Source organism: Bradyrhizobium sp. C-145, assembly GCF_023375135.1.
Taxonomy (GTDB): Bacteria; Pseudomonadota; Alphaproteobacteria; order Rhizobiales; family Xanthobacteraceae; genus Bradyrhizobium; species Bradyrhizobium zhanjiangense.
In genome coordinates this window covers 1,134,625-1,148,653 of the sequence record NZ_CP088150.1, presented here as the reverse complement: position 1 = coordinate 1,148,653, position 14,029 = coordinate 1,134,625, and the positions used below count along the sequence as shown (strand labels likewise).

General features: G+C 65.2%; 12 protein-coding genes. 11 read left to right on the top strand and 1 reads right to left on the bottom strand.

The features are described from left to right. Positions 1-166 precede the first annotated feature (166 nt). From uvrC to LRP30_RS05350, 9 genes are all read left to right on the top strand, one after another. Positions 167-2,236, top strand: a complete 2,070-nt coding sequence (gene uvrC / locus LRP30_RS05390; RefSeq protein ID WP_249759583.1) for an excinuclease ABC subunit UvrC — start codon at positions 167-169, stop codon at positions 2,234-2,236. A 97-nt stretch (positions 2,237-2,333) separates the two neighbouring features. Beyond that, positions 2,334-2,951 carry a CDP-diacylglycerol--glycerol-3-phosphate 3-phosphatidyltransferase gene (pgsA, locus tag LRP30_RS05385; RefSeq protein WP_091886795.1) on the top strand — a complete coding sequence of 206 codons (618 nt, stop codon included), beginning with the start codon at positions 2,334-2,336 and terminating at the stop codon, positions 2,949-2,951. Next, positions 2,948-3,199 (top strand): molybdopterin converting factor subunit 1, encoded by a 252-nt coding sequence (moaD, locus tag LRP30_RS05380; RefSeq protein ID WP_091886798.1) that lies wholly within the window; start codon positions 2,948-2,950, stop codon positions 3,197-3,199. The genes pgsA and moaD overlap by 4 nt, the downstream gene beginning before the upstream one ends. 3 nt (positions 3,200-3,202) lie before the next feature. Beyond that, on the top strand, positions 3,203-3,685 hold the full coding sequence (locus tag LRP30_RS05375; RefSeq protein ID WP_249759582.1) for a molybdenum cofactor biosynthesis protein MoaE: 483 nt from the start codon (positions 3,203-3,205) through the stop codon (positions 3,683-3,685). Then, entirely contained in the window at positions 3,685-4,644 is a 960-nt protein-coding gene (gene prmB / locus LRP30_RS05370) for a 50S ribosomal protein L3 N(5)-glutamine methyltransferase (protein ID WP_249759581.1), read from the top strand. The genes LRP30_RS05375 and prmB overlap by 1 nt, the downstream gene beginning before the upstream one ends. A 91-nt stretch (positions 4,645-4,735) precedes the next feature. Continuing rightward, positions 4,736-5,323 carry a phage holin family protein gene (locus LRP30_RS05365; protein ID WP_128939806.1) on the top strand — a complete coding sequence of 196 codons (588 nt, stop codon included), beginning with the start codon at positions 4,736-4,738 and terminating at the stop codon, positions 5,321-5,323. Further along, complete coding sequence (locus tag LRP30_RS05360) at positions 5,324-6,454, top strand: YihY/virulence factor BrkB family protein (RefSeq protein WP_249759580.1); 1,131 nt, start codon at positions 5,324-5,326, stop codon at positions 6,452-6,454. A 162-nt stretch (positions 6,455-6,616) separates the two neighbouring features. After that, positions 6,617-8,092, top strand: coding sequence for an EAL domain-containing protein (locus LRP30_RS05355; RefSeq protein ID WP_249759579.1), 1,476 nt, complete (start codon positions 6,617-6,619; stop codon positions 8,090-8,092). A gap of 15 nt (positions 8,093-8,107) precedes the next feature. Beyond that, positions 8,108-8,962, top strand: a complete 855-nt coding sequence (locus tag LRP30_RS05350) for a TIGR01459 family HAD-type hydrolase (protein ID WP_128931415.1) — start codon at positions 8,108-8,110, stop codon at positions 8,960-8,962. A 173-nt stretch (positions 8,963-9,135) separates the two neighbouring features. On the opposite strand, the gene LRP30_RS05345 is transcribed toward LRP30_RS05350, so the two are convergent. Then, positions 9,136-9,531: a response regulator gene (locus LRP30_RS05345; RefSeq protein ID WP_008567674.1), complete on the bottom strand. Its 396-nt coding sequence runs from the start codon at positions 9,529-9,531 to the stop codon at positions 9,136-9,138. 229 nt (positions 9,532-9,760) lie between these two features. Here LRP30_RS05345 and LRP30_RS05340 point away from each other — a divergent pair, with 229 nt between their 5' ends. Together LRP30_RS05340 and ileS are read left to right on the top strand one after the other, a co-directional pair. After that, the gene (locus LRP30_RS05340) at positions 9,761-10,732 is read left to right on the top strand and encodes a bifunctional riboflavin kinase/FAD synthetase (protein ID WP_249759578.1); all 972 of its coding nucleotides are present in this window, start codon (positions 9,761-9,763) and stop codon (positions 10,730-10,732) included. Positions 10,733-10,938: 206 nt separating this feature from the next. Beyond that, a complete protein-coding gene (gene ileS, locus LRP30_RS05335) occupies positions 10,939-13,947 on the top strand; it encodes an isoleucine--tRNA ligase (protein WP_249759577.1) in 3,009 nt (1,002 codons plus the stop codon). Positions 13,948-14,029 lie beyond the last annotated feature (82 nt).

The following is a 14,029-nucleotide window of genomic DNA, read 5'->3' as shown; positions in this document are numbered from 1 at the left end:
TTTCGCGTAAGATTTATCGAGAGTTCTAAGTTAAAGGGCTGTTAAGCCGGGTTACCGCGCTGTTAACAGGCTTAAGCAAGCGTTACCGGGAACTGCGCCCGCCATCCCTGTGCGGGCGCCACGGCCGGAACTTCAAATCGGCAACCCCAGCACCTAAATTCGTACCATGGTTCACGATTCCCCCGACAACCCGGACGAGGCACGCGCGCGCAAACCGGTGCGCGTCACCGCGCCGGACGCCTCGCCCCGGGACACGGAAATGACGCCACCGGACCTCGATCCCGCGACCGCGAGCGGCGACGACGAGGACGAGGCGCGGCTGCCGGATATCCTGGAAGAGAGCGGCGCGGTCGGCGAGGGCCCGCTGGCGACCGGTCATGAGGCGATCGAGCGCGCGGTCCGGCTCGCCCCCACCTCGGCCGGCGTCTATCGCATGCTCAATGCGAACGCGGACGTGCTCTATGTCGGCAAGGCCAAGAACGTCAAAAAGCGCCTGTCCAATTATGCGCGCCAGAGTGCGCCGCAGCCGGCGCGCATCCTGCGCATGATCGCCGCCACGGTGACCGTGGAGATCGTCTCGACCAACACCGAGACGGAAGCACTGCTGCTGGAGGCCAACCTCATCAAGCAGCTGCGGCCGCGCTTCAACGTGCAGCTGCGCGACGACAAGTCGTTTCCCTACATCCTGATCACCGGCGACCATTGGGCGCCCCAGATCCTGAAGCACCGCGGCGCGCAGACGCGGCCCGGCCGCTATTTCGGCCCGTTCGCCTCGGCGGGCGCCGTGAACCGCACCATCACCGCACTTCAGCGCGCGTTCCTAATCCGCTCCTGCACCGATTCCTTCTTCGAGAGCCGCACCCGGCCCTGCCTGCTCTACCAGATCCGCCGCTGCGCCGGCCCGTGCACCCGAGAGATCGACTTTCCCGGCTATACGACGCTGGTGCGCGAGGCGACCGACTTCCTCTCCGGCAAGAGCCATGCGGTGAAGCAGGAGCTCGCCGGCGAGATGGAGAAGGCCTCCGGCGAGCTCGAATTCGAGCGCGCGGCGCTCTACCGCGACCGCCTCGCCGCGCTCTCGGCGATCCAGTCGCAGCAGGGCATCAATCCGCGCACGGTCGAGGAAGCCGACGTGTTCGCCATCCACCAGGAGGGCGGCTTCTCCTGCGTCGAGGTGTTCTTCTTCCGCACCGGACAGAATTGGGGCAACCGCGCTTATTTTCCGCGTGCGGAAAAGACATTTACCCCGGAGGAAGTGCTCGGTTCCTTCCTCGCCCAGTTCTACGACGACAAGCCGCCGCCAAAGAACATCCTGCTCTCGCACGAGATCGAGGAGAGCGAGCTGCTCGCCAACGCGCTGTCGATCAAGGCCGGCCACAAGGTCGAGGTCACCGCGCCCAAGCGCGGCGAGAAGAAGGAGCTCGTCACCCACGCGCTGACCAATGCGCGCGAGGCGCTCGGCCGCAAGCTCGCGGACACCGCGACGCAGAGCCGCCTGCTCGAGGCCATGGCCGCGACGCTGAGCCTGCCGCACGTGCCCAAGCGCATCGAGGTCTACGACAACAGCCACATCCAGGGCACCAACGCGGTCGGCGCCATGATCGTCGCCGGCCAGGATGGTTTCGTGAAGAACCAGTACCGCAAGTTCAACATCAAGTCGGAAGGGCTGACGCCCGGCGACGACTACGCCATGATGCGCGAGGTGCTGGAGCGACGCTTCAAGCGCCTGATCAATCCGCCTGAGGAGGGCGTGACCAAGGCGAAGGACGACGATTTCCCGCAATGGCCCGACCTCGTCATCATCGACGGCGGCCGCGGCCAGCTCAACGCCGTCCGCGAGATCTTTGCAAATCTCGGCCTGACCGAGGTGTCGCTGATGTCGGTCGCCAAGGGGCCGGACCGGGATGCGGGCCGCGAGACCCTGTTCATGCCGGAGCGCGAGGCAATCAAGCTGGAGCCGCGCGATCCCGTGCTCTATTTCATCCAGCGCCTGCGCGACGAGGCCCACCGCTTCGTCATCGGCTCGCACCGCAAGCTGCGCAAGAAGGACATCCGCGAGGCCGGTTTGCAGGAGATCCCGGGCATCGGCCCGTCACGCAAACGTGCCTTGCTGCATCATTTCGGAACCCTGAAGGAGATCGAACGTGCCTCGATCGCCGATCTCGGCAAGGTTCCGGGGGTAAGCGCCGAGAGCGCCCGCAGGATTTTCGAGTATTTCCATCCCCAGCCGGGATGAACTAAAGGGGGACCGCGGTCATATGATCGTTGCGTCCGCGCCTCATTTGGGGAGCGGAACGGTTGACGTTCAGGCACCAGCGGTATTGGTAGGACGGATGAACATCGCAACGACACGAGGGGCAACCAGGCGCTCGATGTCCCTTCCCAACATCCTGACCTACGGCCGGATCGCCGCGATCCCGGTCGTGGTCGGATGCATTTACGCGCAGTCGATCGTGGATGGGCCGCTGTGGCTGCGCTGGGTGGCGGTGGCCATCTTCATCGGCGCCGCGGTGACGGATTACCTCGATGGCTATTATGCACGAATCTGGAATCAGCAATCGGCGTTCGGCCGGATGCTCGATCCGATCGCCGACAAGCTGCTGGTCGCCTCGTGCCTGCTGATGCTGGCCGCCGATGGTATCATCCATGGCTGGTCGCTGTGGGCTGCCATCGTGATCCTGTGCCGCGAGATCCTGGTCTCGGGCCTGCGCGAATATCTCGCCGCGCTGCGCGTCAGCGTGCCCGTGACCAAGCTCGCCAAATGGAAGACCACGGTTCAGCTCGTCGCCATCGGCTTCCTGCTCGCTGGCCCGGCCGGCGATGAGGTGGTGCCGGTGGTGTCGATGATCGGACTGGCGTTGCTGTGGGCCTCGGCGATCCTCACCATGTACACCGGTTACGACTATTTCCGTGCCGGCATCCATCACCTCATCAAGGAGGACGAGGGATGAAGGTGAAGTATTTCGCCTGGGTGCGCGAGCGCGTCGGCAAGGCCGAGGAGATGATCGAGCCGCCCGCGACGGTGCGCACCATCGAGGAGCTGATCGCCTGGCTGTCCGGCCGGAGCGAGGCCTACGCCTACGCCTTCGAGAAGCCGAAGGTGATCCGCGCCGCGATCGATCATGCCCATGTCAAGCAGGACACCGCGATCGCGGGCGCCCGCGAGATCGCGTTCTTCCCGCCGATGACCGGCGGCTAGGCCATGACCTCCGCTGTCACCACCTGCCCCGTCACCATCCGCATCCAGGAGGATGATTTCGACATTGGGCGCGAGATCGCGATCCTGACCAAGAGCCGTTCCGACATCGGCGCGGTCGTGAGCTTCTCCGGCATCTGCCGCGCCGACGAGGACAGCGCGAAGTTCGCAGCGCTCACGCTCGAACATTATCCGGGCATGGCGGAAGAAGAGATCAAGCGTCACGTCGACGAGGCGATTTCGCGCTGGCCGCTGATCGGCGTCACGGTGATCCACCGTGTCGGCCGCTTCATGCCCGGCCAGAACATCGTGCTGGTGCTGACTGCCTCGCAACACCGCCAGGCCGCGTTCCAGGCGGCCGAGTTCCTGATGGATTATCTCAAGACGAGCGCGCCGTTCTGGAAGAAGGAAGAGAGCGAAGCCGGCGCCGGCTGGGTCGAGGCCCAGGCCCGTGACGACGAAGCCGCCGCGCGCTGGACACGATCCTGATGGCAAGAGCAACCAAAAAGACCGCGCGCGGCCGAGCCGCGCCAAGACTTGCGAAGGTCGGTCCGGGTGAGCTTCTCACGCTGCTCGATTTCGTCCGCTATGCGGTGAGCCGCTTTGTCGAAGCCGAGCTCGCCTTTGCTCACGGCACGACCGATCCGGTTGCCGAGGCAGCCTTCCTGGTCAGCGAGGCGCTGCATCTCAATCCCGAACAGTTCGAGATTTTTGCCAATGCGCGCGTCACGGTCGCCGAGGGCAAGACCATCCTCGATCTCATCCATCGGCGCGTCACCACGCGCAAACCGGCCGCCTATCTCGTCAACAAGATCTACATGCGCGGCCTTCCTTTCTATGTCGACGAGCGCGTCATCGTTCCGCGCTCCTTCATCGGCGAGCTGCTGGATTCGCATTTCGGCAGCGACGGCGCTGCCGGATCGCTGATCGATGATCCCACCGCCGTCGAGCGCGTGCTCGATCTCTGCACCGGATCGGGATGCCTCGCCATCCTCGCCGCGCATCATTTTCCGAATGCTGCGGTCGATGCCGTCGACATCTCCAAGGGCGCGATCGAGGTCGCCACGCGGAATGTCGGCGAATATGGGTTGGAGGACCGGATCAGCCTGTATCACGGCGACCTGTTCGCCCCGCTCGGCGATGCACGCTACGACCTGATCATCACCAATCCGCCCTACGTCGATGCCGAAGGCATGGCCGCGCTGCCGCCGGAGTGCCGGGCCGAACCAAAACTCGCGTTCGACGGCGGCGACGACGGCCTCGACGTGGTGCGCCGCATCCTGCGCGAGGCACCCGATCACCTGACGCCGGATGGCGGGTTGATCTGCGAGATCGGGCGCGGCCGCGAGCTGGTCGACGAGGCCTTTCCGGAACTGCCGTTGCTCTGGCTGGACACCGAAGACTCCGAGGCCGAAGTGTTCTGGATCGCAGCCGCCGATCTCGGCTGATCCTCTACGGCGGGCCCGCTCCCCTCGGAACAAGTCAAATTCCGCCACGTTCATCCCTCGACGAATTTCGTGGCTCTCGGAGGATGTCCGCATGCTCGCGCCATCGGGCGAATTGCTGCGCGCCGGCGTGGCGCTCAAGCTCAACCATCTCAAGCGAGCCACGCAATCGTACTTGCGCGACCGCACCAGCCAGGCCACCGGACGCGCGACGTCCTACGCGGTTGCAGCCGGCCTGTTTGCGGTGGCCGGGCTGTTCGTCATCGCGGCCTTCTTTGTCGGTCTGGCCGCCCTGTATCGCTGGGTTGAGATCACCTACGGGCAATTCTGGGGTTTCGGTGCTGTCGGTGCAGTGCTGCTGGTGCTGGCGGCGGTCTGCGCCGGCATCGCCATGACGATGATGAAGCGGCCGGCCAAGCCGGTCGTGCCGCTTGCCAGCCGCGTGCGCGTTGCGATCACCACCCCGCGGATTCCTCGTGGAACGGTCAAGGAGGCCGTGAAGGAGGTCGCAACGACGATCCCCCTCGTGCCGCTTGCGCCCGGCGAACGCGGTCATGGCAGCAAAGCCTGGCCGAACCGCGCCAACCGTCCCGTGCAACTGGGCCTGATGCTCGCAGCCGTCGGCCTGGTCGGGCTTACGGCCGCACGTCGGCGGCGCCATAGGCACAGTCTGGAGGCGTGAGTGGTGGTACGGCGCTCCGAGCAGATGGACAGCTGGTTGCTCGTGGCGGCCACGGCTGTCTTCGTGCTCACCGCCGAGCGCTACTTCCAGGACTCCGCCCTGGTCCGCTCGGGGCCCCCGCAGGACCACCGCAAAGGAGAGGCGAATTCACCGGAAACCGACCCGGCGCGCGCAGCCGTACAGTCCGGCCATGGCCGCCGCGCGAAGAGCCCCTTCACGATCCCCTGGGCTGGCTGGAAGGATATCTTCTGGCGCACCTATCAGCGCATCGACGAGGATCGCCTGCTCGCCACAGCGGGCGGCGTCGTGTTCTTCGGGCTGCTCGCGATCTTTCCGGCCGTGACCGCGCTGGTCTCGTCCTACGGGCTGTTCGCCGATCCCTCCACGATCAGCGATAACCTCCAGAAGCTGGCGATGATGCTTCCCGAAGGTACCTTCCAGATCGTCGAGGAGCAGGTCGGGCGTGTGGTGTCGAAGGGCAATACGGCGCTGGGTGCCACCTTCCTGTTCGGCCTTGTGCTTGCGATTTGGAGCGCCAATGCCGGCGTCAAGGCGATCTTCGACGCCCTCAACGTCGCCTATGAGGAGCGCGAGAAGCGCAGCTTCATCCGGCTGAACATGGTGTCGCTGGCCTTCACGGTCGGCGGCATCATGGCGCTGTTGCTGATGGTGGCTGCCGTCGTCGCCCTCCCGCTCGCGCTCAATCACCTCGGCCTGGCGCCTGAAAGCAAATTGATCGTGGCGCTGGCACGATGGCCGCTGCTGTTCCTGATCCTGCTCGTGGCGCTCGCCATCCTCTACCGCTTCGCGCCCAGCCGCGATGCACCGCGCTGGCAATGGCTGAGCCTCGGCGCGGTGGCGGCCGCCATCCTCTGGATCGCCGGCTCGGCACTGCTGTCCTGGTATCTCTCGGAATTCGCCAATTACAACGCGACCTACGGCTCGCTCGGTGCGGCGATCGGCCTGATGATGTGGATGTGGGTGTCTGCGATCGTCATCATGTTCGGAGCCGAGCTGAACTCGGAGATCGAACGGCAGACCCTGCGCGACACGACCACCGGGCGGCCGAAGCCGCTCGGCAGCCGCGAAGCCGTCTCGGCCGATACGGTCGGCGCCGCCGCGCCGGCCTGAGGCCATGACGGTCCTGAACGCGCGTGCTGGAGGCTGCTATCCCCTCGAATCAACAATGATGTTAAGGTCATGCTGCTTGGGGGAGCATGAGGCGTGACGGGTCGGACGGCGGCCCGTGTTTTCCCGGGTAAGACAGTCAGCTCTTGAGAAGTAACGCGCGGCATGATTCGCATTTCGACGATCTTTATCGCCATCTGCATGGTTCTGGTCGCGGCCTCGCTCGGGCTGATGCTCTATTCGGTCGCCGGCATCAGCGGAACCGAATCCGCGATCGTGGCGCTGACCGCGCTGACCTTCCTGATCCTCTACAACGCGGTGTCGATGCGGCTGCGCGACCGCAGCGACGTCGGCGGCCAGATCGCCGACCTCTCGCGCGGCACCGCCGACCTCGCCCGTCAGGTGGCCGAGTTCGGCCGCCGACTCGCGGCGGTCGAGGGACGCATCGCCTCATCCAATTCGACCAACTCCGACCGCATCCAGTCGGTGGTCGGCGAGATCAACGAGCTCGGCGGACTGGTCAGGCAGCTCGCGACCACCGTCTCGGCGCATGAGGACCTGCTGGCTGGCGGCGCTCCGGTATCAGCCGCAAGCCCGGTCGAGAAGCAGGATCCGGTGGCGCCGCTCGATCTGATCGCGACGATCGACGAGCGGCCGGCTGCCCCGTCACCGTTGCCCGTGCCGCCCCCGCCTCCCGCAGCGCAGCCGCGGCCCGCACAGGCGGTCCCGACCCAGGTCGCCAACGGCCGCAACCAGACCCAATTGCTGGCGACGCTGCGCAATGCGATCGACGAGAACCGCATCGACATCTTCCTCCAGCCGATGGTGACGCTGCCGCAGCGCAAGGTACGGTTTTACGAGGCCGTGACGCGCCTGCGCGATGAGCGTGACCAGCTGATCGCCGCCGAGGAGTTCATCAGTATCGCGGAAGCCTCCGGGCTGATCGGGCGCATCGACAACATGGTGATGCTGCGCTGTGTGCAGGTGCTGCGGCGCCTGATGGTGCGCAACAAGGATGTCGGCGTGTTCTGCAATGTCGCGGCCTCCACGCTCGGCAATTCCACCACCTTCGCGCAATGCCTCGACTTCCTCGAAGCCAACCGGGCGCTGGCACCCTCGCTGGTGCTGGAGTTCAAGCAGTCGACCTTCCGCAACCTCGGCCCGTCCGAGACCGAGAATCTCGCCGCGCTCGCCCAGCGCGGCTACCGCTTCTCGATCGACCATGTCACGGATTTGCGTATCGAGCCGCGCGAGCTCGCCGACCGCGGCGTGCGCTTCATCAAGGTGCCGGCCACGCTGCTGCTCGATCCGAAGCAGGCCTCGACCTCGGACATCCATCCGTCCGATCTCTCCGACCTGCTCGGCCGCTTCGGTATCGACCTGATCGCCGAGCGGATCGAGGGCGAGCGCGCGGTGGTCGACCTGCTCGATTATGACGTGCGGTTCGGCCAGGGCTTTCTGTTCGCACCGCCCCGGCCATTGCGGCCGGAAGGGGCATCTGCTACCGGCGGGGCCTCGCCGAACCAGGCGCAGGACATCCAGGGATCCAATGGCTCCGGCACACCCAGCTCAGGCGCAACGTCTTCAGCGCCACCGCCACAACGCATCACCGGCAACGCGGCGCTCGCGCGCCGGATCTGATCGGCCGCGCGCATCATGACCACGTTGCATTTTGCCGAAAGCCTGCGCGAGCTCGTGGCTGGCGTTGACGTCGTGCTCAGCGACATCTGGGGCGTGGTCCATAACGGTCTCGAATCCTTCCCCGAGGCCTGCGAGGCGCTGCATACCTATCGCAGCCGCGGCGGCACGGTGATCCTGATCACCAACGCACCGCGCCCGGCCGACTCCGTGCAGCGCCAATTGCGCAAGCTCGGTGTCGCGGACGAGACCTATGACGCGATCGTCTCGTCGGGCGACCTGACGCGGCTCTATGTCGCCGAGCATCCCGGCCGCAAGATGTTCTGGCTCGGCCCCGAGCGCGACAACTCGATCTACCGTGGCCTCGATGCGACGACCGCGCCGCTGGAGGAAGCCGATTACATCGTCTGCACCGGCCTCTATGACGACGAGACCGAGACGGCGGAAGACTATCGCGGCATGATGCTGAAGGCGCGCGAACGCAAGCTGACGCTGGTCTGCGCCAACCCCGACATCGTGGTCGAACGCGGCGACCGGCTGATCTATTGCGCCGGCGCGATCGCCGAGCTCTACCGCGAGCTCGGGGGCGAGGTGATCTTCTACGGCAAGCCGCACCGGCCGATCTATGAGCGCGCGATGGCGCTCGCCGGCGAACGCCAGGGCCACCAAATTGATCGCAAAAAGGTCTTGGCGATCGGCGATTCCGTCCGCACCGATCTCACCGGCGCGCGCGAGTTCGGCATCGACTGCCTGTTCGTCACCCGCGGCATCCATGCCGAGGAGTTCGAGGGTCTCGACCAGCTCGACCCGGCATCCGTGATGGAATTGTTCGGCCATCCGCCGAAGGCGCTGATGCGCGAATTGAAGTGGTGATGGCGTACTACGACACGACGCGAGCTTGGACGAATTGCAGGGCTCCAGACCTCGTCATGGCCGGGATTGACCCGGCCATCCACGCCGTCCTTCGCATGTCCAAGAACGTGGATGCCCGGGACAAGCCCGGGCATGACGATCTCAATGGATGACTGTTTTCAGGTCAGGTGCCCTTACGCGCTCGCCATATCCGGGAAGACCGCCTCGATCTTGGTCTTCAGCGTCGCCGCGTTGAACGGCTTGACGATGTAGTTGTTCACGCCGGCCTTCTTGGCCGCGATCACGTTCTCGGTCTTGGACTCGGCCGTGATCATGATGAAGGGCGTGGTGGCAAGGTTCGGATCCGCGCGCACTTCACGCAGGAGGTCGTAACCCGTCATCGGCTCCATGTTCCAGTCGGAGATCACGAGCCCGTACTTCTTGCCGCGCATCTTGTTCAGCGCCGCCGAACCGTCGCTGGCATCATCGATGTTCTCGAAGCCAAGCTGCTTCAGCAGATTCCTGATGATACGGATCATGGTGCTGTAGTCGTCCACCACCAGAACCGGCATCGACAAATCAACCGCCATCTCGACTCCCCCAAACGCAAACCCAGGAATATTACGATCGGACCTGCCAGGCCCGAAGCCCGGCAGTTCCACGCTCAAGGACTAGCATCAAGGCGTTAAACAGCGCGTTAACTGCGGACGCCTCCAAAGGACTGAAATCGTGTTCAATCTCCCGGCTCCCCCCGCTTGACTTCGTCAGGCCGGTCGAGCCACGGTCCCGACCGGTCCTGCCGCTTCGAGAATTCCCCTGATGGCTCCGCATTTTACCGTCATCCGCGACACCACGCCGGACTCTGCGATTCCGAGGGGCGCCGTGGTCGCCATGGGCAATTTCGACGGCGTTCATCTCGGTCACCGCGCCGTGATTGCGGCCGCCCTGGAAATGGGCCGGGCGCACGGCCGCCCTGCGCTAGCATTGACCTTCGAACCGCATCCGCGACGGTTTTTCAGCCCCAACACCCCGCAATTCCGCTTGACGGACGAGCCGGCCAAGCTGCGGCTTTTGGCCGGCACCGGGCTTGCCGGCGCCGTGGTCATGACTTTCGACAAGGCGCGCGCCGGAACCAGCGCGCAAGACTTCATTCACCATGACCTAATCGGACGCCTCGGCGTCAGCGGCATCGCCGTCGGTTACGACTTCCATTTCGGCAAAGGTCGCGTCGGCTCGCCAAGCCTGCTGGTCAACGAGGCGCCCCGGCTCGGCATCGAGGTCGACGTGCAGCCCCATGTCGATATCGACGAGCGGCCGGTCTCCTCCAGCGCGATCCGGATCGCCCTCGCCGAGGGCCAGCTGGACGAAGCCACCAGCATGCTGGGCGCCCCCTGGTTCATCACCGGCGAGGTGATCCACGGCGAGAAGCGCGGCCGCGACCTTGGCTATCCCACCGCCAACATCCGTTTGGACGCCAATTGCGGCCTGAAGCACGGCATCTACGCCGTGCGGGTCGGCCGCGGCGCCGAGCGCCTCGACGGCGTGGCAAGCTTCGGTCGCCGCCCGACTTTCGACAATGGCGCGCCGCTGCTGGAAATCTTCCTGTTCGACTTCAAGGGCGATCTCTACGGGCAGGCGCTCGACTGCGCCTTCGTCGGCTTCATTCGCGAAGAGCTGAAATTCGACAGCCTGGAGGCCCTGATCCGCCAGATGGACGACGATTCCGCCCGCGCCCGCGCCATGCTGGCCGCCGCCCCGGACGCGTTTCCGAAGCTTGGCGCGATCGATTGAGCCGGAAACCGGGCCACCCGAACCTTTGCGCTTCCCCCGCCCGGCTGCTATGGAGAGCCCATGTTTGCGCGGCGCATCATAGCGATTAGCGGCCCGGCTTCCGCCTGAGCCTTCGGCTCGGCGCAAGACCGGGATGTTGTCGTTTCACCCCCGCGATTCCTTATCGCTATCCGTTTTCCCGCGCCCCTTCCGAGCCAGTCAGCCTCATGTCCGAAAAGCCGCAGAAGTCCCAAAAGTCTGAAGTCAAAGACTATTCGAAAACCCTGTTCCTGCCGCAGACCGAATTCCCGATGCGCGCCGGCCTGCCGCAGCGCGAGCCGGAGATCCTCAAGCGCTGGTACGAGATCGGCCTCTACGACAAGCTGCGCGAGAGCGCCAAGGGTCGCGCCAAATTCGTCCTGCATGACGGCCCGCCCTATGCCAACGGCAACATCCATATCGGCACGGCGCTGAACAAGATCCTGAAGGATCTCGTCACCAAGAGCCAGCAGATGCTCGGCTTCGATTCCAACTACGTGCCGGGCTGGGACTGCCACGGCCTGCCGATCGAGTGGAAGGTCGAGGAAGAGCACTATCGCAAGAAGGGCAAGCAGAAGCCCGACTTCCGCGACAGTGCCGCGATGATCGATTTCCGCAAGGAATGTCGCGCCTATGCAATGCACTGGCTCGGCGTGCAGCGCGAGGAGTTCAAGCGCCTTGGCGTGATCGGCGACTGGGACCATCCGTACGCCACCATGAGCTTTCCGGCCGAAGCCCAGATCGCGCGCGAGCTGATGAAGTTCGCCGCCAACGGCACGCTCTATCGCGGCTCCAAGCCGGTGATGTGGAGCGTGGTCGAGAAGACCGCGCTGGCCGAAGCCGAGGTCGAATACGAGGACTACACCTCCGATACGGTGTGGGTGAAATTCCCGGTGACCTCGCCCGCGCACGGCGCGCTTGCCTCCGCAAGCGTGGTGATCTGGACCACCACGCCCTGGACTCTGCCCGGCAACCGCGCCATCTCGTTCTCGCCGAAGATCGCCTACGGCCTGTACAAGGTGACCGAGGCGCCCGCCGACAATTGGGCCAAGACCGGCGATCTCCTCATCCTCGCTGACGCGCTCGCTGAAGAAGTCTTCAAGCAGGCGCGCGTGACGGCCTATGAGAAGGTCCGCGAGGTCCCCAGCGACACTATGGACGCGATCGAATGTGCCCATCCGCTGAAGGGCCTAGCCGGCGGCTACGACTTCATCGTCCCGCTACTGCCCGGTGATCATGTCACGGACGACACCGGCACCGGCTTCGTGCACACGGCGCCCGGCCATGGCCGCGAGGACTTTGACGCGTGGATGGCGCAGGCGCGCGATCTCGATGCGCGCGGCATCAACACGGCGATCCCCTATACCGTCGATGAGAACGGCGCCTACACCGATCATGCGCCGGGCTTTGCCGGCAAGCGGGTCATCAACGACAAGGGCGAGAAGGGCGACGCCAACGAGGCCGTGATCAAGGCGCTCGTCGAAAGAGGCATGCTGCTCGCGCGCGGTCGGCTGAAGCATCAATATCCGCACTCCTGGCGCTCCAAGAAGCCGGTGATCTTCCGCAACACGCCGCAATGGTTCATCGCGATGGACAAGGACGTTGCCGCTGACGGCAAGACCAAGTCCGGCGACACGCTCCGCGCGCGCGCGCTGCACGCGATCTCGGTGACGCAATGGGTGCCGCCGTCGGGCGAGAACCGCATCAACGGCATGATCGAGGCCCGGCCGGACTGGGTGATCTCGCGCCAACGCGCCTGGGGCGTGCCGATTGCCGTGTTCGTGCGCGAGAAGGGCGACGGCTCCGCCGAGATCCTCCAGGACGAGGCCGTCAATACGCGCATTGGGGAAGCTTTCGAGCAGGAAGGCGCGGACGCCTGGTATGCGAAGGGAGCGCGCGAGCGCTTTCTCGGCCCGCGCGCGAGCGAGGACTGGCAGAAGGTCGACGACATCCTCGACGTCTGGTTCGATTCAGGCTCGACGCACGCCTTCGTGCTGGAAGACCCCGTGCATTTCCCGGGCCTCGCCGGCATCAAGCGTAAGGTCGACGGCGGCACCGACACGGTGATGTATCTCGAAGGCTCGGACCAGCATCGTGGCTGGTTCCACTCCTCGCTGCTGGAGAGCTGCGGCACGCGCGGTCGGGCTCCTTACGACATCGTGCTGACCCACGGCTTCACCCAGGCCGAGGACGGCCGCAAGATGTCGAAGTCGCTCGGCAACACCATCGAGCCGCAGGCCGTCATCAAGGAATCCGGCGCCGACATCCTGAGACTTTGGGTTGCGTCCTGCGACTACACCGACGACCAGCGCATCGGCCCCGAGATCCTGAAGAATACCGTCGAGACCTATCGCAAGCTGCGCAACACCGTGCGCTGGATGCTGGGTACGCTGCATCACTATAACCCGGCCGACGCGATCGCCTCTGCCGACATGCCCGAGCTTGAGCGGCTGATGCTGCACGAGCTCGCGATCCGCGCTGCCGCCATCGACAAGGCTTATCGGGAGTTCGACTTCAAGAGCGTGGTGGCTATTCTGTCCGCCTTCCTCAACAGCGAGCTGTCAGCCTTCTACTTCGACATCCGCAAGGACACGCTGTATTGCGATCCGCCCTCTTCGCTGACGCGCAAGGCGGCGCTGACCACCATCGACCTGTTGTGCGCCTCGATCCTGAAATGGCTGGCCCCGATCCTCAGCTTCACCGCGGAGGAAGGCTGGCGCATGTACCGGCCCGACGCCGAGCCCTCGGTGCATCTGACGCTGTTCCCGCACGATCTCGAAAGCTTGCGCGACGACAAGCTCGCGGCGAAGTGGGAGACGATCCGCAACGTGCGCCGCGTCGTCACCGGCGCGCTCGAGCTCGAACGCGCCGCCAAGAATATCGGCTCGTCGCTGGAGGCCTCGCCGGTGATCTATGTCGCCGACCGGGCCATGCTGGCGACGCTGTTCGACGTCGATCTCGCCGAAGTCTGCATCACCTCGAACTACGAGGTGCGTGAGGGCGAGGCGCCGGCTTCCGCGTTCCGTCTCGATGCCGTGCCCGGCGTCGCAGTCGTCGTCGAGAAGGCGGTCGGCACCAAATGCGCCCGCTCCTGGAAGATCTCACCGATGGTGGGCGAAGACCCCGAATACCCCGACGTCACCCCGCGCGACGCTCAGGCGCTGCGCGAATGGAAGGCGCTGGGGGTCAGCGTTTAAGCTTGAACCGTCGTCCTGGCCTAGTGCGCAATTGCGCACGGGGCCATTACCACCGCGGCTAATTGCAGCGAAGGCTGATGAC

Excerpts from the sequence above, each read along its gene's own strand:
- LRP30_RS05375 (WP_249759582.1), top strand. The coding sequence starts at position 3,203 with ATGACCTCCGCTGTCACCACCTGCCCCGTCACCATCCGCATCCAGGAG.
- LRP30_RS05355 (WP_249759579.1), top strand. The coding sequence starts at position 6,617 with ATGATTCGCATTTCGACGATCTTTATCGCCATCTGCATGGTTCTGGTC.
- LRP30_RS05345 (WP_008567674.1), bottom strand. The coding sequence starts at position 9,531 with ATGGCGGTTGATTTGTCGATGCCGGTTCTGGTGGTGGACGACTACAGC.
- uvrC (WP_249759583.1), top strand. The coding sequence starts at position 167 with ATGGTTCACGATTCCCCCGACAACCCGGACGAGGCACGCGCGCGCAAA.
- LRP30_RS05340 (WP_249759578.1), top strand. The coding sequence starts at position 9,761 with ATGGCTCCGCATTTTACCGTCATCCGCGACACCACGCCGGACTCTGCG.
- pgsA (WP_091886795.1), top strand. The coding sequence starts at position 2,334 with ATGAACATCGCAACGACACGAGGGGCAACCAGGCGCTCGATGTCCCTT.
- prmB (WP_249759581.1), top strand. The coding sequence starts at position 3,685 with ATGGCAAGAGCAACCAAAAAGACCGCGCGCGGCCGAGCCGCGCCAAGA.
- ileS (WP_249759577.1), top strand. The coding sequence starts at position 10,939 with ATGTCCGAAAAGCCGCAGAAGTCCCAAAAGTCTGAAGTCAAAGACTAT.
- moaD (WP_091886798.1), top strand. The coding sequence starts at position 2,948 with ATGAAGGTGAAGTATTTCGCCTGGGTGCGCGAGCGCGTCGGCAAGGCC.
- LRP30_RS05350 (WP_128931415.1), top strand. The coding sequence starts at position 8,108 with ATGACCACGTTGCATTTTGCCGAAAGCCTGCGCGAGCTCGTGGCTGGC.
- LRP30_RS05365 (WP_128939806.1), top strand. The coding sequence starts at position 4,736 with ATGCTCGCGCCATCGGGCGAATTGCTGCGCGCCGGCGTGGCGCTCAAG.